The 19,489-nt window shown below is 64.7% G+C and carries 29 protein-coding genes; 16 read left to right on the top strand and 13 right to left on the bottom strand.

The window, feature by feature from the left end; genetic code table 11:
- Positions 1-53 precede the first annotated feature (53 nt).
- Both XI04_RS14350 and XI04_RS14345 read left to right on the top strand, forming a co-directional pair.
- Entirely contained in the window at positions 54-581 is a 528-nt protein-coding gene (locus tag XI04_RS14350; protein WP_271610696.1) for a mismatch-specific DNA-glycosylase, read from the top strand.
- A 250-nt stretch (positions 582-831) separates the two neighbouring features.
- Entirely contained in the window at positions 832-1,482 is a 651-nt protein-coding gene (locus tag XI04_RS14345) for a glutathione S-transferase family protein (RefSeq protein WP_271610692.1), read from the top strand.
- Between the two features lie 64 nt (positions 1,483-1,546).
- Here the strand turns inward: XI04_RS14345 and XI04_RS14340 are convergent, their stop codons facing one another.
- Genes XI04_RS14340 through XI04_RS14330 form a run of 3 tightly spaced genes read right to left on the bottom strand, consistent with a single transcriptional unit; the run spans position 1,547 to position 3,103 of the window.
- A complete protein-coding gene (locus XI04_RS14340; RefSeq protein WP_245448729.1) occupies positions 1,547-2,005 on the bottom strand; it encodes an outer membrane protein in 459 nt (152 codons plus the stop codon).
- Between the two features lie 30 nt (positions 2,006-2,035).
- Entirely contained in the window at positions 2,036-2,809 is a 774-nt protein-coding gene (locus XI04_RS14335) for an outer membrane protein (protein ID WP_271610693.1), read from the bottom strand.
- Between the two features lie 3 nt (positions 2,810-2,812).
- Positions 2,813-3,103, bottom strand: coding sequence for a hypothetical protein (locus XI04_RS14330; protein ID WP_271610694.1), 291 nt, complete (start codon positions 3,101-3,103; stop codon positions 2,813-2,815).
- Positions 3,104-3,284: 181 nt separating this feature from the next.
- Here XI04_RS14330 and XI04_RS14325 point away from each other — a divergent pair, with 181 nt between their 5' ends.
- Positions 3,285-3,980 carry a glutathione S-transferase family protein gene (locus XI04_RS14325; protein WP_028145585.1) on the top strand — a complete coding sequence of 232 codons (696 nt, stop codon included), beginning with the start codon at positions 3,285-3,287 and terminating at the stop codon, positions 3,978-3,980.
- A 126-nt stretch (positions 3,981-4,106) separates the two neighbouring features.
- Here the strand turns inward: XI04_RS14325 and XI04_RS14320 are convergent, their stop codons facing one another.
- Positions 4,107-4,541, bottom strand: coding sequence for a hypothetical protein (locus XI04_RS14320; RefSeq protein ID WP_028145586.1), 435 nt, complete (start codon positions 4,539-4,541; stop codon positions 4,107-4,109).
- A 487-nt stretch (positions 4,542-5,028) separates the two neighbouring features.
- On the opposite strand from XI04_RS14320, the gene XI04_RS14315 reads away from it, so the two are divergent.
- The 3 genes from XI04_RS14315 to XI04_RS14305 all read left to right on the top strand — a co-directional run bounded on the left by XI04_RS14315 (position 5,029) and on the right by XI04_RS14305 (position 6,308).
- Positions 5,029-5,412, top strand: a complete 384-nt coding sequence (locus tag XI04_RS14315) for a RidA family protein (protein ID WP_095426030.1) — start codon at positions 5,029-5,031, stop codon at positions 5,410-5,412.
- A gap of 151 nt (positions 5,413-5,563) precedes the next feature.
- Entirely contained in the window at positions 5,564-5,824 is a 261-nt protein-coding gene (locus tag XI04_RS14310) for a hypothetical protein (protein WP_028145588.1), read from the top strand.
- Positions 5,825-6,056: 232 nt separating this feature from the next.
- Entirely contained in the window at positions 6,057-6,308 is a 252-nt protein-coding gene (locus XI04_RS14305) for a hypothetical protein (protein ID WP_028145589.1), read from the top strand.
- A 178-nt stretch (positions 6,309-6,486) separates the two neighbouring features.
- Here the strand turns inward: XI04_RS14305 and XI04_RS14300 are convergent, their stop codons facing one another.
- Entirely contained in the window at positions 6,487-6,984 is a 498-nt protein-coding gene (locus XI04_RS14300) for a molecular chaperone DnaJ (RefSeq protein ID WP_028145590.1), read from the bottom strand.
- A 111-nt stretch (positions 6,985-7,095) separates the two neighbouring features.
- Here XI04_RS14300 and XI04_RS14295 point away from each other — a divergent pair, with 111 nt between their 5' ends.
- Together XI04_RS14295 and XI04_RS14290 are read left to right on the top strand one after the other, a co-directional pair.
- The gene (locus tag XI04_RS14295) at positions 7,096-7,863 is read left to right on the top strand and encodes an SDR family NAD(P)-dependent oxidoreductase (RefSeq protein WP_271623712.1); all 768 of its coding nucleotides are present in this window, start codon (positions 7,096-7,098) and stop codon (positions 7,861-7,863) included.
- Between the two features lie 286 nt (positions 7,864-8,149).
- Positions 8,150-8,398 (top strand): helix-turn-helix domain-containing protein, encoded by a 249-nt coding sequence (locus XI04_RS14290; RefSeq protein WP_028145592.1) that lies wholly within the window; start codon positions 8,150-8,152, stop codon positions 8,396-8,398.
- On the opposite strand, the gene XI04_RS14285 is transcribed toward XI04_RS14290, so the two are convergent.
- A complete protein-coding gene (locus XI04_RS14285; protein WP_028145593.1) occupies positions 8,395-8,637 on the bottom strand; it encodes a hypothetical protein in 243 nt (80 codons plus the stop codon). The two genes, XI04_RS14290 and XI04_RS14285, sit on opposite strands and share 4 nt — an antisense overlap.
- A gap of 156 nt (positions 8,638-8,793) precedes the next feature.
- Here XI04_RS14285 and XI04_RS14280 point away from each other — a divergent pair, with 156 nt between their 5' ends.
- Complete coding sequence (locus XI04_RS14280) at positions 8,794-9,306, top strand: collagen-like protein (RefSeq protein ID WP_097668415.1); 513 nt, start codon at positions 8,794-8,796, stop codon at positions 9,304-9,306.
- Between the two features lie 148 nt (positions 9,307-9,454).
- Here the strand turns inward: XI04_RS14280 and XI04_RS14275 are convergent, their stop codons facing one another.
- Positions 9,455-9,676, bottom strand: coding sequence for a hypothetical protein (locus tag XI04_RS14275; protein ID WP_028145595.1), 222 nt, complete (start codon positions 9,674-9,676; stop codon positions 9,455-9,457).
- Positions 9,677-9,773: 97 nt separating this feature from the next.
- The gene (locus tag XI04_RS14270) at positions 9,774-10,040 is read right to left on the bottom strand and encodes a DUF2277 domain-containing protein (protein ID WP_028145596.1); all 267 of its coding nucleotides are present in this window, start codon (positions 10,038-10,040) and stop codon (positions 9,774-9,776) included.
- Between the two features lie 129 nt (positions 10,041-10,169).
- Between XI04_RS14270 and XI04_RS14265 the strand changes: the two genes are divergently transcribed.
- The 3 genes from XI04_RS14265 (at position 10,170) to XI04_RS14255 (ending at position 12,428) form a co-directional block, all read left to right on the top strand.
- Entirely contained in the window at positions 10,170-11,246 is a 1,077-nt protein-coding gene (locus XI04_RS14265; protein WP_097668417.1) for an alpha/beta fold hydrolase, read from the top strand.
- A gap of 148 nt (positions 11,247-11,394) precedes the next feature.
- Positions 11,395-11,748, top strand: coding sequence for a hypothetical protein (locus XI04_RS14260; protein ID WP_028145598.1), 354 nt, complete (start codon positions 11,395-11,397; stop codon positions 11,746-11,748).
- A gap of 77 nt (positions 11,749-11,825) precedes the next feature.
- Positions 11,826-12,428 carry a pyridoxamine 5'-phosphate oxidase family protein gene (locus tag XI04_RS14255; RefSeq protein ID WP_028145599.1) on the top strand — a complete coding sequence of 201 codons (603 nt, stop codon included), beginning with the start codon at positions 11,826-11,828 and terminating at the stop codon, positions 12,426-12,428.
- Positions 12,429-12,624: 196 nt separating this feature from the next.
- Here XI04_RS14255 and bfr read toward each other — a convergent pair whose 3' ends face one another.
- The 3 genes from bfr to XI04_RS14240 form a co-directional block, all read right to left on the bottom strand.
- Positions 12,625-13,113 carry a bacterioferritin gene (gene bfr / locus XI04_RS14250; protein ID WP_011089420.1) on the bottom strand — a complete coding sequence of 163 codons (489 nt, stop codon included), beginning with the start codon at positions 13,111-13,113 and terminating at the stop codon, positions 12,625-12,627.
- A gap of 132 nt (positions 13,114-13,245) precedes the next feature.
- Positions 13,246-13,518 carry a (2Fe-2S)-binding protein gene (locus XI04_RS14245; protein WP_018318601.1) on the bottom strand — a complete coding sequence of 91 codons (273 nt, stop codon included), beginning with the start codon at positions 13,516-13,518 and terminating at the stop codon, positions 13,246-13,248.
- Between the two features lie 161 nt (positions 13,519-13,679).
- Positions 13,680-13,985, bottom strand: a complete 306-nt coding sequence (locus XI04_RS14240; protein WP_271610535.1) for a hypothetical protein — start codon at positions 13,983-13,985, stop codon at positions 13,680-13,682.
- 136 nt (positions 13,986-14,121) lie between these two features.
- Between XI04_RS14240 and XI04_RS14235 the strand changes: the two genes are divergently transcribed.
- Positions 14,122-14,445, top strand: a complete 324-nt coding sequence (locus XI04_RS14235) for a hypothetical protein (protein ID WP_028145601.1) — start codon at positions 14,122-14,124, stop codon at positions 14,443-14,445.
- 238 nt (positions 14,446-14,683) lie between these two features.
- The gene (locus tag XI04_RS14230) at positions 14,684-14,968 is read left to right on the top strand and encodes a hypothetical protein (protein ID WP_028145602.1); all 285 of its coding nucleotides are present in this window, start codon (positions 14,684-14,686) and stop codon (positions 14,966-14,968) included.
- 80 nt (positions 14,969-15,048) lie between these two features.
- Here the strand turns inward: XI04_RS14230 and XI04_RS14225 are convergent, their stop codons facing one another.
- Positions 15,049-16,275, bottom strand: a complete 1,227-nt coding sequence (locus XI04_RS14225) for a lytic murein transglycosylase (protein WP_271610534.1) — start codon at positions 16,273-16,275, stop codon at positions 15,049-15,051.
- 7 nt (positions 16,276-16,282) lie between these two features.
- Positions 16,283-17,932 carry an energy-dependent translational throttle protein EttA gene (gene ettA / locus XI04_RS14220; RefSeq protein WP_028145604.1) on the bottom strand — a complete coding sequence of 550 codons (1,650 nt, stop codon included), beginning with the start codon at positions 17,930-17,932 and terminating at the stop codon, positions 16,283-16,285.
- A gap of 234 nt (positions 17,933-18,166) precedes the next feature.
- On the opposite strand from ettA, the gene XI04_RS14215 reads away from it, so the two are divergent.
- Both XI04_RS14215 and XI04_RS14210 read left to right on the top strand, forming a co-directional pair.
- Positions 18,167-18,382, top strand: a complete 216-nt coding sequence (locus XI04_RS14215) for a hypothetical protein (RefSeq protein ID WP_028145605.1) — start codon at positions 18,167-18,169, stop codon at positions 18,380-18,382.
- A 143-nt stretch (positions 18,383-18,525) separates the two neighbouring features.
- Positions 18,526-19,488, top strand: coding sequence for a D-2-hydroxyacid dehydrogenase family protein (locus XI04_RS14210; RefSeq protein ID WP_038950863.1), 963 nt, complete (start codon positions 18,526-18,528; stop codon positions 19,486-19,488).
- Position 19,489: the final 1 nt, after the last annotated feature.

Raw genomic sequence — 19,489 nt, 5'->3', positions numbered from 1 at the left:
GTCATTGTCGTCCCGCATATCTCTTCCCTCATGCGAGCTACAGCCGCGGATGTCTGACGTGTCGAACGCACCCCCCCCACCGCCTCCCCGACCAACTCCGCCCCAACCTCCGTCTCGTCTTCGTCGGCACCGCCGCCTCGACGCGCTCGGCCGCGGTCGGGCACTACTACGCCCATCCCGGCAACCGCTTCTGGCGCGCGATCCATGAGGCCGGGATCACGCCGCGGCGGTATCAGCCAAGCGAGTTCGCATCGCTGATCGCGCTCGGCATCGGCTTCACCGATCTCTCCAAGTCGGGCGCCGGGATGGATCACCAGATCGCGGCGGAGACGATCGACGTATCAGGCTTCAGGGCGAAGATGGACAAGTATCGGCCGCGGACGATTGCGTTCACCAGCAAGAAGGCGGCGAGCTTGTTTTACGGCAGGGCATCGGCTGCGATTTCGCTGGGGCGGCAGCCGCGCGATGCAAGCTTGCCGGAGATTTTTGTGCTGCCCTCGCCGTCCGGTGCTGCGTCGGGGAGTTGGACTCTGGAGCCGTGGCGCGAGTTGGCGGCGTGGATTGGTCGTGAGGTGAGCTGACAACGGCGCGTCACACTCCGCCGTCGTCCCGGCGAACGCCGGGACCCATAACCACAGGGAGGGGTTTGGCGAAGACTGTTCGTTTCGGGAAGGGGACCAACCGCAACAGATAAATCACGCGGTATGGGTCCCGGCGTTCGCCGGGACGACACCGTTTGTTTGGCTACACGCGGGAGAAGGAACGAACCGTTGTCGGAATCCGCGCTGCCCGTTCGTCCTCGAACCAAACGCGCGCCACATGGAGCCACTTATGCCCCCCACCATCACTGCCTTCGAAAGCTCCCCCGACCGCGGCCGGGGCCAAGCGCGCGACATGCGGGTTCGCTGGGCGCTGGAGGAGGTCGGCCAGCCCTACGACGTCCGCCTCGTCTCGTTCGCGGCGATGAAGCAGCCGGCGCATCTTGCGCTGCATCCGTTCGGGCAGATCCCGACCTATGAGGACGGCGATCTCGCGCTGTTCGAGTCCGGCGCGATCGTGCTGCATATCGCTGAGCGCGACGACGGGTTGCTGCCGAAAGACGCCGATGCCCGCGCCCGCGCGATCGCGTGGATGTTCGCCGCGCTGAGCACGGTGGAGCCGCCGATCGTCGAGCTCACCATGGCCATGCTGTTCGAGCGCGACAGGAGCTGGTACGCGGAGCGGCTGCCGATGCTCCAGGATCGCGTTCGGACCAGGCTCGGCGAACTGTCCCGCCGGCTCGGCCAAGCCGACTGGCTCGACGGCGCCTTCAGCGCCGGCGACCTCATGATGGTGACGGTGCTGCGGCGGCTGAACACATCCGGCCTGCTGGACGAATATCCTGACATCGCCGCCTATGTCGCGCGCGGTGAAGCGCGGCCGGCGTTCCGGCGCGCGTTCGACGCGCAGCTGGCGGTGTTCAAGGCTGCATCACAGTCGTAGGGTGGATTAGCCCCGGGCTGCGCGAATGTCCCTCGGCATAATCCTGCGACCGTCTCGCGCCGCCTCACTGAAACCGATACGTCATGGCGAACGTCGCCAGATGCGCCCGCATCGCGACGTCGTAGGTGTTGACGGACGGATCAAACTCGGCCCGGCCGCTCGACCGTGCGACGGTGAAGCCGGCCTTGCCGTAATCGGCATAGCGGTATTCGGCGCGCGCGAGCCAGTTGCCCCACACGACTGTCTCCAGGCCGCCACCGAGCGTCCAGCCCATCTTCGTGGTCGACGAATTGATGATCGGCGACGACAGCGCGAAGAAGCCGCTGCAATTGCGGCTGGTGCAGGTCGAGGTCAATTCGAAGTTCTGCCACGCCGCGCCGGCGGTGGCATAGAGCATGGTGTGGGGGTTGACGAGATAGCCGGCGCGCGCGCGCAAGGATGCGTCCCAGCGGCTGCGGATCGAAAGGCTCTCGCCGCGCGCCTGGGAGTCGGCGAGATGGACGCTGGTAAAACCTTCGCGCACGGTGGTGCGGTCGGCAAAACCAAAATCGCCCTACACGCCGGCGGTCCATTGCGAGGCGAGCTGCCAGAGATAACCGGCATAAGGGCTGGCGCGGAACGCGGTGTTGTCCATCGGCCGGTTGTTGGCGCGCTCTGCGAGGTCGAACGCAAAGCCGCCGATCGTCTCCGATGTCGCGGTCAGGTCGGTGCGCGTGGCGCGCGCACCGAGACCAAGGCCGAGATACGCACCGGTCCAGGATGGCAGCATGGCGGCCTGCGCTTGCAGCGGATGCGAACCGGCGCCGGTGACGGGAGCACCGAACTTGTAGGCGAGGCCGACGCTCGCCGTGTGGGTCCGCAGCCTGGTGTCGAAATTGTCGACCGTCAGCGCGGGCCCCGCGCCGCTTCTGGTGCGTGCCATGGTGAACGGCGTGGTGCCGAAATCGGCGTAGCGATAGTCGGCGCGCAGCAGCCAGTTGCCCCACAGCGCGGTCTCGAGGCCGCCCCCGAGCGTCCACCCGGTTCTGGTGGCGGAGTTCGACACCACGGCAGGCAGCGCATTGTTGCAGGTGGCGCCAACACAGACCGAGGTGACGTCGAATTGCTGCCAGGCAAGTCCGCCCGTCACATAAGCCATTGTCGCGGGCGTCAGGAGATAGCCGGCGCGGCCGCGCAGGCTCGCATCCCAGCCGGCCGTGAGCGCAAGGCTGTCGACGAGGAAGGTGGACGAGCCGGCCCGCGGCGAGGCGCGAAACCCCTGGAGGATGGTGGTCTGGCGACCAAAACCCACATCGCCTTCGACGCCGAGGACCCAGCTCGGCGCCACCTGTCAATTGAAGCCGGCATAGGGATTGACGCGAAGGCCCGGGCCGTCGAACGGCTGACTGACGACGGCATCGCTGATGTCACGGGGAATGCCGTCCTCGAATACCGATGTGGTGGTGAGGTCGGCGGCGGTCGATCGGAAGCCGAGGCCGAGGCCGGCATAGAAGCCGGTCCACGACGAGATCGCGACCGGCGGCGCCTTGGTGAAGGGCTTTACCGCGATATCCGCAGCCTGTGCCGATGCTGCAAAGGCGAGCCCGACCAGAAGCGCGCCGCCGAAAGACAATGCCGGCATGTTTCGGCGGGTCAGTGAGCATCGCATGTCGGGGCCCTGGCGCAATAATTTCAGGCCGAATCCATACTGCGAACGGGCGATACCTCGCGTCCTCCGATCGAACGACACCGCCCACAAGGCGCCGGACTGTTGCAAGCCTGTCACTGCGGCGATACGACTCCGGGTGGAAGGGAGCCCGCCCATGCTGACCCTCTATTCCTACCCGCAACTGTTCGGCGTTGCCGACAACAACGGCTATGGCCTCAAGGTCTACGCCTTCCTCAAGCTCGCGGGCGTGCCGCTCGTGCACGAGCACATCTTCGACGCCTCCGCCGCGCCGCGCGGGCAGCTGCCCTACATCGTCGACGACGGTGAGGCCATCGGCGACAGCGAGGCGATCATCGCGCATGTGATCGCGAAATATCGCCTGACGATCGATGCCGCGCTCTCGAGCGAGCAGCGCCGCACCAATCTCCTCGTCACGCGCATGCTCGACGATCTCTATTGGGTGATGTCGTATTCGCGCTGGAAGGACGAGCGCTATTATCCGGCGTTCCGCGACGGCTTCATCGCGCAACATCCGCAAGTGAGTGCAGAAGGATTCGAGAAGGCGAAGGCGTATAATGCGCAGCGCTATCATTACCAGGGCATCGGCCGCTACACGCCGGAGCAGGCTTACGCGCGCGGGCTCGCCGATTTGCAGGTGCTGGCCGAAATCGTGCCCGCCGCGGGCTTCGTGCACGGCGCCGCGCCAACGAGCGTCGATGCCGGCATCTACGGCTTCGTCGCGAACATCTATTATTTTCCGATCCCGACGCCGCTGAAGGCGTTCGTCGATGCGCAGAAGAATCTCGTCGCGCATTGCGAGCGGATTCATGCGGCGATCGGAAAATCGTAGGGTGGGTTAGCGCAGCGGCTGCGCGAAGCGCGGGCCGATGCGCGTAACCCACCTCTTCTCCTTCCGCGGTGACAGAAGTGGTGGGTTACGCCAAGGGTCTAACCCACCCTACGGCGGCACCCTGCTCTACCGCATCGTGATCGCGAGGCCGCTGAGATCCGCATTCGCCATCAATCCCACCTGGGTGCCGGTCAATTCCAGCACGGCGCCCTTCTGGTTGGTGAGCACGATGGCGCGGGCGCCGCGGCCGACGGCAAGGCCGGCACCGGCGGCGCCGTAAACGCCGGCGACATCGGAGGGACGATTGATGTTGGAGACGCGGCCGCGCAGCACCGTCTTGGAACCGCCGAAGACGAGACCGTAGTCGAGCCCGCCGGTGGACAGCCCATAGGAGCGGCCGCGGAAGTTGAGCACGCCGGAACCGCCGGAGCCGCCGATGATCCAGCCCGCCTTGTAGATCGTCAGCACCACGGTGCCGCCGTCGGCCATCGCCGAGGTCGAGAGCCCGGCCAGGGCGGCAATGGCGACCAGCGCGGCGCGGAAGGTGGATGCGATCTTCATGGATATCTCCGGGGGCTATTTTTCAAGGAGGGATTCGAATCAGACGCAGCGAATCTATCCGATGGATCGCGGCGGCAAAATGATGGGGCTGCCATGAGACGCAAGGCGCGGCGTCGCACTCAACCGTCATCGCCCGGTCCAAACATCCAACCGGGCGATCCAGTATTCCAGAGGCGGCGGTGACTGCGCCGAGAGGCCGCGGCGCAATGGATGCCCCGGTCAAGCCGGGGCCTGACGGCGGAGGTTCGGGCACAAAGTCGCGCATCTCCATCATCCCATTCCGCCCCTGTCTTGCCCGACGGAGCAACTTGGAGGTTTATCCTTTACCGAATTGTAAAAACTCAATGATCTCCACATGATCTCTACTGTGCATGGGGTTGTTTTCGCGTTTTTGTTCTTGCCGGTCTCCGCAACCCGATTGCAAGTCTCCCGCATGTCGCTACGCTCATGCGGGCTACGCGCCCGTTCCTGCATTCGAGGTGATGCCATGCCGATCCAGCATTTCGCGCCCCCGCCGCACGTGAAGGCGCCGCCGCTGTCCTTTGCGACGCGCGTCGGTGATCTCCTGTTCGTCTCCGGCATTCCCGGCTTCGATGCCAATGGTGCGCTGCCCGACGGTTTCGAGGCGCAGTTCGCCAATGTCGTCGTCAACATCAAGCGCGTGCTGGGCGAGGCCGGCGCCGGTGTCCGCGACCTCGTCAAGGTCAACGTCCTCTTGACCCGCGCCTCCGACGTCGCCGCCATGAATGCGCTCTATGCCGGCGCCTTCGGCCCGCCGCCCTATCCGGCGCGCACCACCTGCGTGGTTCACGCCCTGCCCGACCCGAGGATGCTGATCGAGATCGAGGCGGTGGCGTCGCTGGCGAAGTGAGCCACTGAGCGTGTGGCTTGCCGGGCACGCGGCCGAACCAAATGCTTGGGGAACAGCTGACATGTCCGTGAACGGCAGCTCCCCGGCTTGCAAAGGACCTGCTTTTACCGCACGAATTTTTGCGTCCCACTTCCCCACAAGGAGATATTTCATGCGTCGCGTTCTCGCCCTCTGTGCCGTTGCCGGCATCGCCACCTCTGTGTTCGCCGTGCCGGCCTCGGCGGCGGTCGGCTATTACGTGATCCGCTGGGACAACACCGGCATCTGCCAGGTCTGGAACGAGGACCTGAAGTACAAGCCGTTCCAATGGGGCGTGTCGACCTACAAGGTCGTCAGCAAGCCGCTCCCGACCTTCCAGGCCGCTTCCGACGTCCAGATCAAGATGCGCGCCGAGCGCCGCTGCACGCTCTGAGCTTTTGCAACGGACCGGATTTGGAGGGCGGGTCGCGCGAGCGATCCGCCTTCTTCTTTTGCGGGACCGCGCGTTTTCCGGCCGAAATCAGCCATGTCCCGCTCGCGCGCTTTGAACCTGACCGGCCTGCGGAACTACTCACATCTTGTCCGGGGCGCATCCCCAGCGTCCGGCACCAGCCCTCCCCGCATTGCCGGGAGGCGCATCACATCATTCATTTGAGGAGCTGATCATGCGTCGTATTTCCGTGCTGTGCGCTGCCGCCGGTCTTGCCGTCACCGCCTTCGTCGCGGCGAACCCAGCGGAAGCCAGCTATCACCTGATCCGCTGGCAGGACACCGGCCTCTGCCAGATCTGGGACGAGAGCATCCCGACCACGCCGTGGCCGGCCGGCTATCATCGCGCCAGCGCAACCGTGCCGACGTTCATCGACGCACTCGCCGTGAAGGACGCCGCGCTGAAGAACGGCCAGTGCACCTGGTAAGATTTCGATCGGCGGACGAAGAGCGGGCAAGGACGCGGGCATGCGTTCTTGCCCGTTTCTCTTCGAGATGTCGCAGGGTGGGCAAAGCGCAAGCGTGCCCACCGTTTCCATCCACCACGAAGATGGTGGGCACGGCGCTTGGCGCCTTTGTCCACCCTACGAGATATCGTCGAGCACCTCACGCGTCCTTGTGCGCGCCGGGATGGATCAGGACGTCGCGCGCGGCGGCGAGGTCGATGAAGGCTTGCGTGCTGCCGCCGTGGTCGGGATGCATGCCCTTGGCGGCGCGGCGATAGGCCTGGTTGATGTCCTCGCAGGTGAGCTGCACCGCGAGCGGCAGGCCGAGCATCTTGCGGGCACGATCCTCGCTGGACAGCTGTTTCGGCGTGGCGTTGCGCCGGCCGAAGCGCGGCGCGGTCAGATCATGAACGACTTCGAGAACGACGCCGATGCGGCGCTGGGCCGCCAGCGTGACGCCGTGATCGTCATTCTCGACCGCCTGGCGCAGCACCGGAAGCGCCTGCTCGGCGGCCTGGCGCAGCGTGGCATCGACGCTCGTCCGCGCGATCTCGGCCACGAGCCGGCCCGCCTCGGCCCAATCGGCCGATTGCGCCGACCGCAGGCGTTCAAGGGCGAGTTTCCAGGAGTCGAGCCGTGTGTCGAGCCGTTCCATCATGCGCGCAACGTTTAGCAATGAAGATCAGTATGCCAAGGCTGCCGTTTCCGTCCCCTTAATTTCGAGTTAGCGTTTCGTGAAACTTCGAAACGAAATCGGGAGAAAAATGTCATGGCATTGCTCGCAAACCACATCGCCGTCATTACCGGCGCCGGCTCCGGCATCGGCCGGGCCATCGCGGCCGGCTACGCTCGCGAGGGCGCGCAAGTGGTGCTGCTCGACGTCAATGCCGACACGGTCGCGGAGGCCGCCCAGGAGATCAGCAAAGCGGGCGGCAGGGTCGAGAGTTTTGCGCTCGACGTGACCCGGCGCGAGGACTGTTTTGCGCTCGCCAAGCAGATCGCCGACAAGGTCGGGCAGGTCTCGATCCTCGTCAACAATGCCGGCATTACTCGCCGCAACGCCTTCACCGCGGAGACCGAGACGGTGGCGAAGGACTGGAACGACATCATCTCGCTCAACCTCAACGGCGTCTTCAACATGACGCAGGCCTTCCTCGCACCCTTGCGCGCGAGCAAAGGCCGCATCGTCAATATCGGCTCGATCCAGTCCTTCGTGCATCTGCGCACGCCGAGCTCGGCGGCCTACACGACCTCGAAACACGGCGTGCTCGGCTTCACCAAGGCGCTCGCGGTCGAGCTCGGCAAGGAAGGCGTGCGCGTCAACGCGATCGGGCCGGGCTTCATCGAGACCAACATCAACGCCAATGTGCGCGCGACCAATCCGGCGCTGGTGCAGGCCTTCGTCGACCACACCCCGCTGGCGCGCACCGGCAAGCCCGAGGATATCGTCGGGCCCGCGATCTTCCTCGCGTCGGATCTGTCGGCCTATGTCACGGGAACGATCGTGACGGTGGACGGCGGCTACCGGACGGTGTGAGGCGCGACTCACTATCCCCGCGCACGGGATCATCGTCCGCCTTGTCGGCAATTGCGCCACTGGACCGGACGATGACACCGCATGTGTGGAAGAGATAGTCCCGCATCACGATGCATCTGGCGCCAATCGCGGCGGCTTAGCGGCATTCCTGGGGTCAATTGGTGCGTTCGTTCGCGATTAACCTTTCATTAACCAAACCCGCCCACCGTACATCTACGGCTTGGGGGTCGTTGGTTCTCGATCCGCTTCCAAAGATGGCAGCGGGCGTTGATCGGGAGGTGTGTTGATGACCACTGTTCATGTCGCTGCGTCCGAGTCGGGCGCGCAATTCCTTGCTCCCAACCAGATCGTTCCGCTTCTGATCGGCGCCACCGTCGACGAAGTCGAGCGCGAGCTCGTGCTTCAGACGCTTGCGCGCTGCGACGGCAACCGCACCCGCGCATCGCGCGTGCTCGGCCTGTCGGTGCGCACGCTGCGCAACAAGATCAGGATCTACGCGGCGTCCGGCATCGACGTGCCCGCCTATCAGGATTAGCGTCCGAGGACGCGCCGCTGAATCAATCCGCCGATGATGACCGCAAGCGCGATCATCACGACCGAGGCTGCGATCATCTCGATCGCGCGGAGGAAGAAGGCCGTCATGACAGCCCATGACGGCTGCGGCTCCTCGGCGAACGCGACCGGCACGACGTCGGGTACCAGTTGGTGCGCGAGGCCAAGCGCTGCTGCAAGGACGGCAGCGAACAGCCAAAGGATCTTCCACGCTGCGCGCATCGGTCGCTCCTCGCAAGAGATGTGGCCGTGCGATCGATGACACAGCAGCGCGTGCCGCCGATTGATGTTGATCAAGCGTGGTGAGCTGTCCCGGCGGAATTGCTGCTGTCGTCAAACGCCGCTAAGTAGCTTGCTTCCGGTCAAGGGAGCAGCGGCGTGGCAGACGAACAGAAACGGCAGGGATCTCAAGGGCCGCGCGGACGGCAGGGCGAGCCGGGACGGCCGGGGCCGCAGGGTCATCCGGGCCGGCGCGGTCCCGACGGCGCGCGCGGCAAGCCGGGTCCGCAAGGCAAGCCGGGGCCGATCGGAAAGGCGGGACCTCAGGGCAAGCCCGGTCCGCAAGGCAAGCAGGGCGAGGCTGGCCCGCGTGGGGCCGCCGGCGCGCAGGGACCTGCCGGACCGCAAGGGCCGGCGGGGCCGCAAGGCCCGCGCGGCGAGGCTGGGCCTGCCGGTCAATTGCCCTCGATCGAACAGGTGCTGCCGTGGCTCGAGCAACTGTTCGACGCCTGGGACGAGCGCCGCCGCCAACGCGAGCGCGACGCCGCCGAGCGCGAGGCGCTGGAGGCCGCCGTGCAGGAGCCCGATGAGGCCATCGTCGACGACGAGAGCGACGAAGGCGAAAGCGACGAGCACAGGAAGAAGAAGAAAAAGAAGAAGCACCGGGATTAGCGATGCCGGTGCCCCGGACGCAGCGCGGCATGCAATGCTGCGCTGCTGAGCCGAGGCCCTTATCGCCGGGAGCTGCGCTGACGATGACTGGGTCCCGGCTCTGCGGAGCGGCACTTCGCGCCGCACCGCGTCCGGGACACGAGCCAAATCAAGACGCGCCGGAAGCGTCATCCTTGCGCGGCAGCATGCCCATGCGCTCGAACTGCCAGCGCATGGCGCGATACCAGAGATAGCCCACTGCCGCGCCGCACAGGGCCAGGATGATCACGTTGGCGCTCGAGAACGAGCCGCTCCACCACATCATCCACGCAGTCCACAGCAGCGTGAAGACGATGGCACCTGCTTTCAGCGGAAGAAGGGGGCGGCTCATGATCCTGCTCCGGGCTGTCAAAATCCCGGCGGACATCATTGCAGGACGAGGCGCCCCATACCGTGAGCCAGATCACGGAATGCGAAGCTGCAGCCCTCTAACCGAAGCGCAGCCGCGAGCGCTCCTTCGCCCTTTCCGCCTCGACCTCGCGGTCCCGCGCCGGCGCATGGGTGTGCAGCGAGGTCAGGAGATTTCGCGCAGCCTGCGAGACCTCGGCCACTGCACGGTCGAACGCCGCCTCGTTGGCCTGCGACGGCTTGTTGAAGCCGGACAGTTTTCGCACGAACTGGAGCGCACTGGCGTGGATCTCATCCTCCGTCGCCGGCGGCTCGAAGTTGAACAGCGTCTTGATGTTGCGGCACATGCAGGGGCCTCTTCCGGATGTTTCCTTGAAGACGATCGGCGGAGCCGAAATCCTACATCCTTCCGCGCACTTCTGCTAAGTTCCGCTCCAACGCGGCCGCCGACCATGAGCCGCAATGGGGAGAGAAACATGAAGGCTTCCTGCGCCGCGCTGTCGGCTGTCCTGCTGTCCTTTTCAATGCCGGTCCTGGCCGCCGATTATCCGGCACCCAAGCAGGGCGACTGGATCGCCAGGGACTTCAAGTTCCACACCGGTGAGACCATGCCGGAGCTGAAGCTGCACTACACCACAATCGGCGAGCCCTCAGGCCAACCGGTGCTCGTGCTGCACGGCACGGGCGGCTCGGGCACAAGCATGCTGTCACCCGCCTTCGCCGGGGAGCTGTTCGGCGCGGGGCAACCGCTCGACGCCTCCAAATATTACATCATCCTTCCCGACGGCATCGGTCATGGCAAATCGTCAAAACCCTCGGACGGCATGAAGACGAGCTTCCCGAAATACGATTATGACGACATGGTCGAGGCGCAGCATCGCCTGGTGACGGAAGGACTCGGCGTCAAGCATCTGCGGCTCGTCATCGGCAATTCGATGGGCGGCATGCACACCTGGCTGTGGGGCGAGAAATATCCGAACGCGATGGACGCGCTGATCCCGATGGCCTCGCAGCCGACCGAGATGGCGTCGCGCAACTGGATGCTGCGGCGGATCATGCTCGACACCATCCGCAACGACCCGGACTACAATGGCGGCAATTACACCAGCCAGCCGCGCATGATGAGATATGCCATCACCGCCTACGGCATCGCCAGCATCGGCGGCACCCTGGCCTACCAATCGCAGGCGCCGACCGCGGCCAAGGCCGACAAGATCGTCAACGACCGGTTGGCGACGCCGATCACGGCGGATGCCAACGACTTCGTCTACCAGTGGGAGTCCTCGCACGACTATAATGCCGGCGAGAAGCTGGAAGCCATCGAAGCATCGCTGCTGCTGATCAATTCCGCCGACGACGAGCGCAACCCGCCCGAGACCGGCATCACGGACGCGGCCATGAAGCGGGTCAAAAACGGCCGCCTCTATCTGATCCCGGCGAGCGCCGAGACGCGCGGCCACGGCACCACCGGCAATGCGAAATTCTACAGCGAGCAGGTGCGGCACTTGCTGGAGAGCACGCCGCAACAAACGATCGAATCGGCGCGTCGCTGATTTTGCAGCGCATCATGTGCGGCACTTCGGAGCCGCATATTATTTGGGCATGCAATGCGCTGACAGCTCGGGCTTAATCGCGTCACCGATGGAATCGACGCGAGCAAGACTCGCGCGCGAATAGCGGAACGCGACGAGGAGGGATCGCATGCACAGGCTCGCACTGTGCGTTTGGCTGGTCGCGATGACGGCGCTGACCAGCGCCGCACTCGCATTCGACAACGGGCAATATGACCACATCCCGCCCGATATCCGCGCCTGGTTCAAGAGCGTGATCGCGCCGAACGGCGTGCCCTGCTGCGATGTCTCGGACGGCCATCGCACCGACTACGATGTGCGCAGCGGCGCTTATTGGGTGCCGATCGAAGGGCAATGGATGGAGGTGCCCGAGCGCGCCATCATCCGCGACCGGGGCAATCCGGTCGGCCAGGCCGTGGTGTGGTACGTTCGCCACCGCGGCGCCATCATCATCAGCTGCTTCGTGCCGGCCGATGCCGTGTAAAACGTCTTGATCGATTCCATTGGCTGGAGGCGGCCCGATTGGGTAGCTTGCCGCCAAGCTGAAGCGGAGGCACGCCATTGACCGATCTTTGCGCCGAAGACCTCACCACCATCTACGCCAAGCCGAGCCCGCGCGTGATCGCGAAAGCGCGTCCCGCGATCGACGCGCATGCGAGGAAGTTCATCGAGATGTCGCCGTTCTGCGTGCTCGCGACGTCGGGCGCGGACGGCAGCGTCGATGCCTCGCCACGCGGCGGCGGCACCGGCTTCGTCCACGTCGCCGGTCCGAACCAGCTATTGATGCCTGACCGCTCCGGCAACAACCGGATCGACAGTTTCCGCAACGTCGTCGAAGGCTCGGGCTTCGTGCATCTGTTGTTCTTCGTGCCCGGCATCGACGAGACGCTACGCGTCGGCGGACGCGGCACGCTGTCGGCCGATCCGGATCTGCTCGCTTCCATGGTGGAATTCGGCAAGCCACCGCGGGCGGTGCTGAACGTCGCCGTCAGCGAAGTCTATTTCCATTGCGGCAAGGCGCTGATGCGCTCGAAGCTGTGGTCGCCGGAGAAAGTGCAGCGCTCGGTGATGCCCAGCATCGTCACGGTCATCCACGACCAGACCGGCCTCGGCGAACCGGCGAGCCAGGAGACCGTGGAAGAGATCTACAAGACGCAGTTGTAGGTGGGGCGACAATCACGGTGTCGTCCCGGACAAGCGCAGCGCAGATCCGGGATCCATAGCCACAGGGAGTGGTTTTGCGAAGACTCGCAGTGAAGAACTCGTCCCACGGTACTCATACCGGCGCATCCAGATAGATCACGCGGTATGGGTCCCGGCTTTCGCCGGGACGACACCGAGTATGCGCCAGAGCCGAAGCTTAGTGCCCCTCACCCTCGAGCCCACCGACGTGCTTCTGGGTGTAGAGCTCGAGGCCGATGCGGCCGATCAGGTCGAGCTGGGTTTCGAGGAAGTCGATGTGGTGCTCCTCGTCGCTCATCAGCTTCTCGAACAAGTCACGCGTGACGTAGTCCTTGACGCCGTGGCAGTAGGTCGCCGCTTCCTGGTAGAGCGCACGCGCGCTCATCTCGGCAGCGAGGTCGCACTCGATGATCTCCTTGACGTTCTGGCCGATGCGCAAGGGATCGAGCACCTGCATGTTCGGAAAGCCGTCGAAGAACAGGATGCGCGCGGTGAGCTTGTCGGCGTGCTCCATCTCCTCGATGGACTCCTTGCGCCAGACCTTGGCCATGTCGAGGAGGCCCCAATTGTCGAGGAAGCGGTAGTGCAGCCAGTACTGGTTGATCGCAGTCAGTTCGTGACGCAGTGCCTTGTTGAGATAGTCGATGACTTTTGCGTCGCCCTGCATGGTTCACTCCAGCTCTTGCAGTCCAAATCGGCCCAAAACCGAATTTAGAACGCTTCTAAGTCAGTTTACGAATGAGGGCAACTGGCTACGGCGGCGCGGCCGGGGAAATGCTCAACCGAGCTGCGAAGGCTTTCAGCAGGCCGCGAGGGCGAACTGGGCGGGCTCAGCCGCTTCGTCATTGGCAGCCACAGTGTGGTTGTGCGGACAGCCGGCACAGCAGGACTGGGCGCAGGGGCCAAGGGCTTCGTCGATGATGGTCTTGATCGTCCGGGCGCAGCGACCGCATTCGGCGCTGCAGCCGAGGCATCCATAGACCTGCTTGGCATGGCGCACGGCGTCGTCGGACTCGGCGACGGCGGCACGGATGTCGTCATCGCTCAGCACGTTACAGGAACAAACGATCATGGAAGCGGCAGGCCCTTCGGTGATGCGTCATCATCGATATTTAACGAGCCCGCCGGATGCAAAAGGAAAAAGCGGTATTTGAAGCTATTCCAAACTGGCCCAAAAGCAGCCTAGAACGGCCCTAAATTTCAGCGTTGCGCTGGATCAAGATTGGAGCGGATCTAATCGCCGCCTCCGCCTCCCCCACCATCGCCGCCGCCTCCGCAATCGCCACCACTGCTGCCGCTGTCGCTGCTGGAACAGCTGCCGCTGTCGGCCGAGCTGCCCGAACTGTCGCTGGAAAACCAGCTTCCCAGCGAGAAGCCGTTATTGCTGCCCGAATAGGTGTCGCCGCTGCTGCTGCCATCGCCACCCGGCCCGACGCGGGAGCGCCGCTGGCCGCGGTTCTGGAGATGGGTGATCCAGCCGTAACCGATCGCGGACACGACCCCGGCAGCAATCAATGCATTGATCATCGCGTTGCCCATCGTCGCCTCCTGGCCGAGCCTGCGGTTCACATCAATTGGTCGCCCGCCACCAAGGTGCCGTTCATTGATCATTCAAACGAAGTATGGAACTCTGCTCCCAAAGGGTTCCCGCGTGTTCGTACGAAAGGTCAAGCCGATGAAGAAGTTGCTCCTGACGGTCGCCGCCGTCGCCTCCCTGGCCGTTGCGGCCGGAACCCCGGCCCATGCACAGCGCGGCGTCGCGGCGGGCGTAGCAGCCGGCATCATCGGCGGCGCCATTGTCGGCGGCGCGCTGGCCTCTCCGTATTATTACGGACCCGGCCCCGGCTATTACGAACCCGGCTATTACCCGCCCCGCTACTATGCGCCGGGCCCGGGCTATGTCTCTGACGATTATTACGGCGGCGGCTGCGTCTGGCAGAAGCAGCGCTTCTGGGACGGCTATGCCTGGCGCGTCCGCCGCGTCAGAGTCTGCGGCTGAGGCGACTCGAACCGGTCCATCGCGACCACATCGGCTGACCGGTTCACTACGGATTCGCCGTTCATCTCCGGGCCTGAAAAAGACCGCTTTTTCTCGTCACAGCTCCGTGTGCGTTTACCGTGGGTTGACCAATTGCGCGCTTCCTAGCTGCACGGCCAATTCCATCAGCGTGTGCGTGAACCTTTGAAACCCGGGCGCCTCTAACAAGAGGAACCCATCTCCCAGGAGAGCCAAGAGCATGAAGAAGACTTTAGTTGCCGCCCTCACGGTTGCGACGGTCGCCGGTTCGCTGGTGACCGCCACTCCGTCCGCCAAGGCCCATGACGGCGTTGGCGCCGGCATCGCGGCCGGCCTGATCGGCGGCGCCATCGTCGGCGGCGCCATCGCGTCGAGCCGTCCGGCCTATGGCGGCCCCGTTTACGTCGCCGAGCCCGGCCCGCCGCCCCCGCCCTGCTACTGGCAGCGTCAGCGTTATTGGGACGGTTACGGCTGGGTCGTTCGTCCGGTTCGCGTCTGCTACTGATCTGATCGCACCGGCGCTCGTGAGCGCCGCGATCGAAGCCCGGCCGAGACCATCGGCCGGGCTTTTTCTTTGGTCGCGCGCTATCGCGCCGCCTGGATCGAGCGCAGCACCTCTTCGCTGGGCCAGCAATCGACCTTGAGGCCCGCCGACTTCTGATAGGCACCGAGCGCGGCGCGCGTCTGCATGCCGGCCTTGCCGTCGATCTTGTCCTTGTAGAGCCCGACGCGCGTAAGCCCACGCTGCATGGTCTCGACATCCCTGGTGCGCAATTGCTTCGAGGCCGCCCATGGCGTTGCGAACGGAAGCGGGCTCGTCATGCGGTCGGCCAGATGACCGACGAACAGCACATAGAGGTCGGAGAAATTGTATTCCTTGATGACGAAGTAGTTCTTCGTGGTCAGGAATGACGGGCCATAGATGCCTTCCGGCTGCAACAGCGAAGCCGGCTGCGCCTGCTCAGTGGCACTCAGCTTCTGCCCACGCGCTGGCACAAAGCCTTCGCGCAGCCACTGGCTGAGCGGCTTCGTCACCTCGGGCACACCGGTGGTGCAATCGACCTTGGCCGGCGCCTGCACCTCGTAGGCCCAGCGCACGCCGCTCTGCCAGCCCTTGTTGACGAGTTGCTGCGCGGCTGAGGCCAGCGCATCCGGCACCGAATGCCAGATGTCGATGCGGCCGTCGCCGTCGAAATCGACACCGTGCTTGTAATATTCGGACGGCAGGAACTGCGTCAGCCCGGTGGCGCCGGCCCAGGACGAGCGCATGTCCTTGCGCGTCACCACGCCTTCGCCGAGGATCTTCAGCGCAAGGATGAACTCGGTGCGGTATTGATCCTTGCGTCGCCCGACATAGGCCTGCGTCGCCAGCACGCGGACGAGATCGTAAGGCAGCGTGTAGCGGCCGTAATCGGTCTCGCGGCCCCAGATCGCGAGCATCACGGTTGCCGGCACGCCGGACTTCTTCTCGATCTCGCTCAGCGAGGCGCGATATTTCTGCAGCAGCCGCTGTCCTTCGCCCGCAAGCCGCGCGATCGAGGCTTCCTTGACGTAGTCGGCCGGCACCTGCACGAACTCGGCCTGCGACGGCGCACCTAGCGCGGGCCGTCCGGGCAGGATCAGATCGGGCAGCTTGTAGTCGGGCTCGAGCCCGCGCGTCTGCTCGTCGAACGTCTTGCGCGAGACGCCTTCTGCCTGCGCCTCCGGCCACAGCGAGGCGATGAACTGGGTGAAGGCGGCATCGGCGGCGCGCGCGGACGTCCAGCCGCAGGTGACCACGATCACCGCAGCGATGAGCGCCCGCCGCATCATGCCGAAATCACCGCGTCAGCTTCTTGTACTTCACGCGGTGCGGAATGATGCTGTCCTGGCCGAGCCGGCGCATCTTGTCCTTCTCGTAATCCTGGAAGTTGCCTTCGAACCATTCGACATGGCTGTCGCCTTCGAAGGCCAGGATGTGGGTCGCGATACGGTCGAGGAACCAGCGGTCATGGCTGATGATGACGGCGCAGCCGGCGAAATCCTCCAGCGCCTCTTCGAGCGCGCGCAGCGTGTCGACGTCGAGGTCGTTGGTCGGCTCGTCCAGCAGCAGCACGTTGGCGCCGGACTTCAGCATCTTGGCGAGATGCACGCGATTGCGTTCACCGCCGGACAGCGCGCCGACCTTCTTCTGCTGGTCGGCACCCTTGAAGTTGAACGCCGAGCAATAGCCGCGCGAGTTGACTTCCTTCTTGCCGAGCAGGATCAGCTCGTTGCCGCCGGAGATCTCCTCCCACACGTTCTTGCTGCCGTCGAGCGCGTCGCGCGACTGGTCGACATAACCGAGATGCACGGTCTCGCCGACCGTGATGGTGCCGTTGTCCGGCTGTTCCTGCTTGGTGATCATCTTGAACAGCGTGGTCTTGCCGGCGCCGTTGGGGCCGATCACACCGACGATGCCGCCGGGCGGCAGCTTGAAGGTGAGATCGTCGATCAGCAGGCGGTCGCCGAAGCCTTTGCTGAGACCTTCGAAGTCGACGACGTTGGCGCCAAGCCGCTCGGCGACCGGAATGATGATCTGCGCAGTCTGGGTCTGCTTCTCGCTCGCCTGCTTGAGCAGATCCTCGTAGCGCTGATAGCGCGCCTTGGACTTGGCTTGGCGTGCCTTCGGTGACGAGGCGACCCATTCCTGCTCGCGCGCGAGCGTCTTCTGGTGCGCTGCGTCCTCGCGTCCCTCCTGCTCCAGCCGCTTCTGCTTCTGCACCAGCCAGGACGAGTAATTGCCCTCGTAGGGAATGCCCTTGCCGCGATCGAGCTCGAGAATCCAGCTCGTGACGTTGTCGAGGAAGTAGCGATCATGGGTCACGATCAGGATCGCGCCGGGATAGTTGCGCAGATGGCCTTCGAGCCAGGACACCGACTCGGCATCGAGATGGTTGGTCGGCTCGTCCAGCAGCAGCAGCTCGGGCTGGTCGAGCAGCAGCTTGCACAGCGCGACGCGGCGGCGCTCACCGCCGGAGAGCTTCGTGACATCCGCATCGTCGGGCGGGCAGCGCAGCGCGTCCATGGCCTGGTCGACCTTGCTGTCGAGATCCCAGAGGCCCTGGGCCTCGATCTCGTCCTGTAGCTTGGTCATCTCGTCGGCGGTTTCCTCGGAGTAGTTCATCGCCAGCTCGTTGTAGCGATCGAGGATGGCCTTCTGCTTGGCGACGCCCAGCATGACGTTCTCGCGCACGCTGAGTGCCGGATCGAGGTGCGGCTCCTGCTCGAGATAGCCGACACGGGCGCCCTGCGCGACCCAGGCCTCGCCGTTATACTCCTTGTCGAGGCCAGCCATGATCTTGAGCAGCGTCGACTTGCCCGAGCCGTTGACGCCGAGCACGCCGATCTTGGCGTCCGGGTAGAACGACAGATGGATGTTATCGAGCACCTTCCGGGTCGGGTAGCTCTTGGTCAGGCCCTGCATGAAATAGATGAACTGGCGCGCCATCGGTCCCGAAAACCTTCGATTTGAGGAAATTTGCTTAGCCTGCGATGTAGCGATCCCGCCCCCAAAGGGCAATGTTTTCCGTCCGTTCACCACGGATGAATACGGGACGGACACCATCCGGTCACCGATCCGGACAATTGAAACCATCTTTTAATAAATCAGGCCGAAAGCTCGGTTTCGCGCGGAAACAGCGCCACCCGCTCAGAACGAACGGGAGCACAGCGAGGCCGCATCATGGCTCTGATCGAGACCCATTCTCTTCCTGTTCCGGCAGAAGCCGGCCACGTCTCCGGCTTCGTCTCGGAGATCAAGGGATTCTGGAAGCGCTTCTTCGCCACCGCCTTCAATCCCTACCGGCCCGAACTGCACTACATGCGTGGCCCCGGTCCAGCATGGCGCGCCAAGCACGGCATGGATGCGCCGTTCCGCCTGAAGCCCCGGGATCTCTGAGCGCCTCCTTCCTATCGGACTTTTGAAGACGCAAGCGGCTTGCGCGCCGTCCTGATTGCGCGCAACCATGGCCCGGTTCCGACGATGGCGCGCGCCCAGCGCCCTCACCTCTCGCCATCAACTCTGGCCCTGGATGAACGCTGATGAGCCGGCTGCGCTGTGCAATTCTCGACGACTATTTCAATCTCGCGCTCGACGTCGCCGACTGGCAGAAACTGTCCGACCGCCTCGACGTCACCGTGTTCAGCCATCCCTTCGCCTCCGAGCAGGCCGCGGCCAGCGCGCTGGCCGATTTCGAGATCATCTGCGCGATGCGCGAGCGGACGGCCTTCCCGAAGAGCCTGTTCGAGAGCCTGCCGAAGCTGAAGCTGCTGCTCACATCGGGCATGCGCAACGCCGCGATCGACATGGAAGCCGCGAAGGCGCGCGGCGTCACCGTCGCGGGCACGCAATATTCGCGCGATCCCACCGCACCGCTGACCATGGGCCTGATCCTGGAACTGACCCGCGGCATCGGCCGCGAGAACGCGCGCATGCATGCCGGCGAGCCCTGGCAAACCTTTGCCGGCGTCGAGATCGAGGGCATGACGCTCGGCATTGTCGGGCTCGGCAAGCTCGGCAGCAGGATGGCCGGGATCGCCAAGGCGTTTGGCATGAACGTGATTGCCTGGAGCCCGAACCTGACGCCGGAGAAATGCGCGGCGGCCGGCGTCGGCTACGCCACCAAGGAGGAGCTGTTCGCCAAGGCCGATATCGTCACCATCCATGTGGTGCTGAGCGAGCGCTCGCGCGGGCTGGTGAGCCGCGACGATCTCGCGCGGATGAAGCCGACGGCCTTCCTCGTCAACACCGCGCGCGGGCCAATTGTCGATGAGGCGGCGCTGCTCGAGGCGTTGCAGCAGCGCAAGATCGCGGGCGCCGGCATCGACGTCTTCTCGGTCGAGCCGCTGCCGGTCGACCATCCCTTCCGCAAGCTCGACAACGTCGTGCTGACGCCGCATCTGGGCTACGCGACCTCAGACGGCCTGCGCATCCATTACGGCCAGATGGTCGAGGCGATCGACGCTTTCACCAAAGGCAGCGAGCTGCCGCGCAAGCTGGCCTGAA

Source organism: Bradyrhizobium sp. CCBAU 11430, from assembly GCF_028128855.1.
In the GTDB taxonomy this organism is placed as follows: domain Bacteria; phylum Pseudomonadota; class Alphaproteobacteria; order Rhizobiales; family Xanthobacteraceae; genus Bradyrhizobium; species Bradyrhizobium ottawaense.
This window is presented reverse-complemented; position numbering and strand designations above follow the sequence as displayed.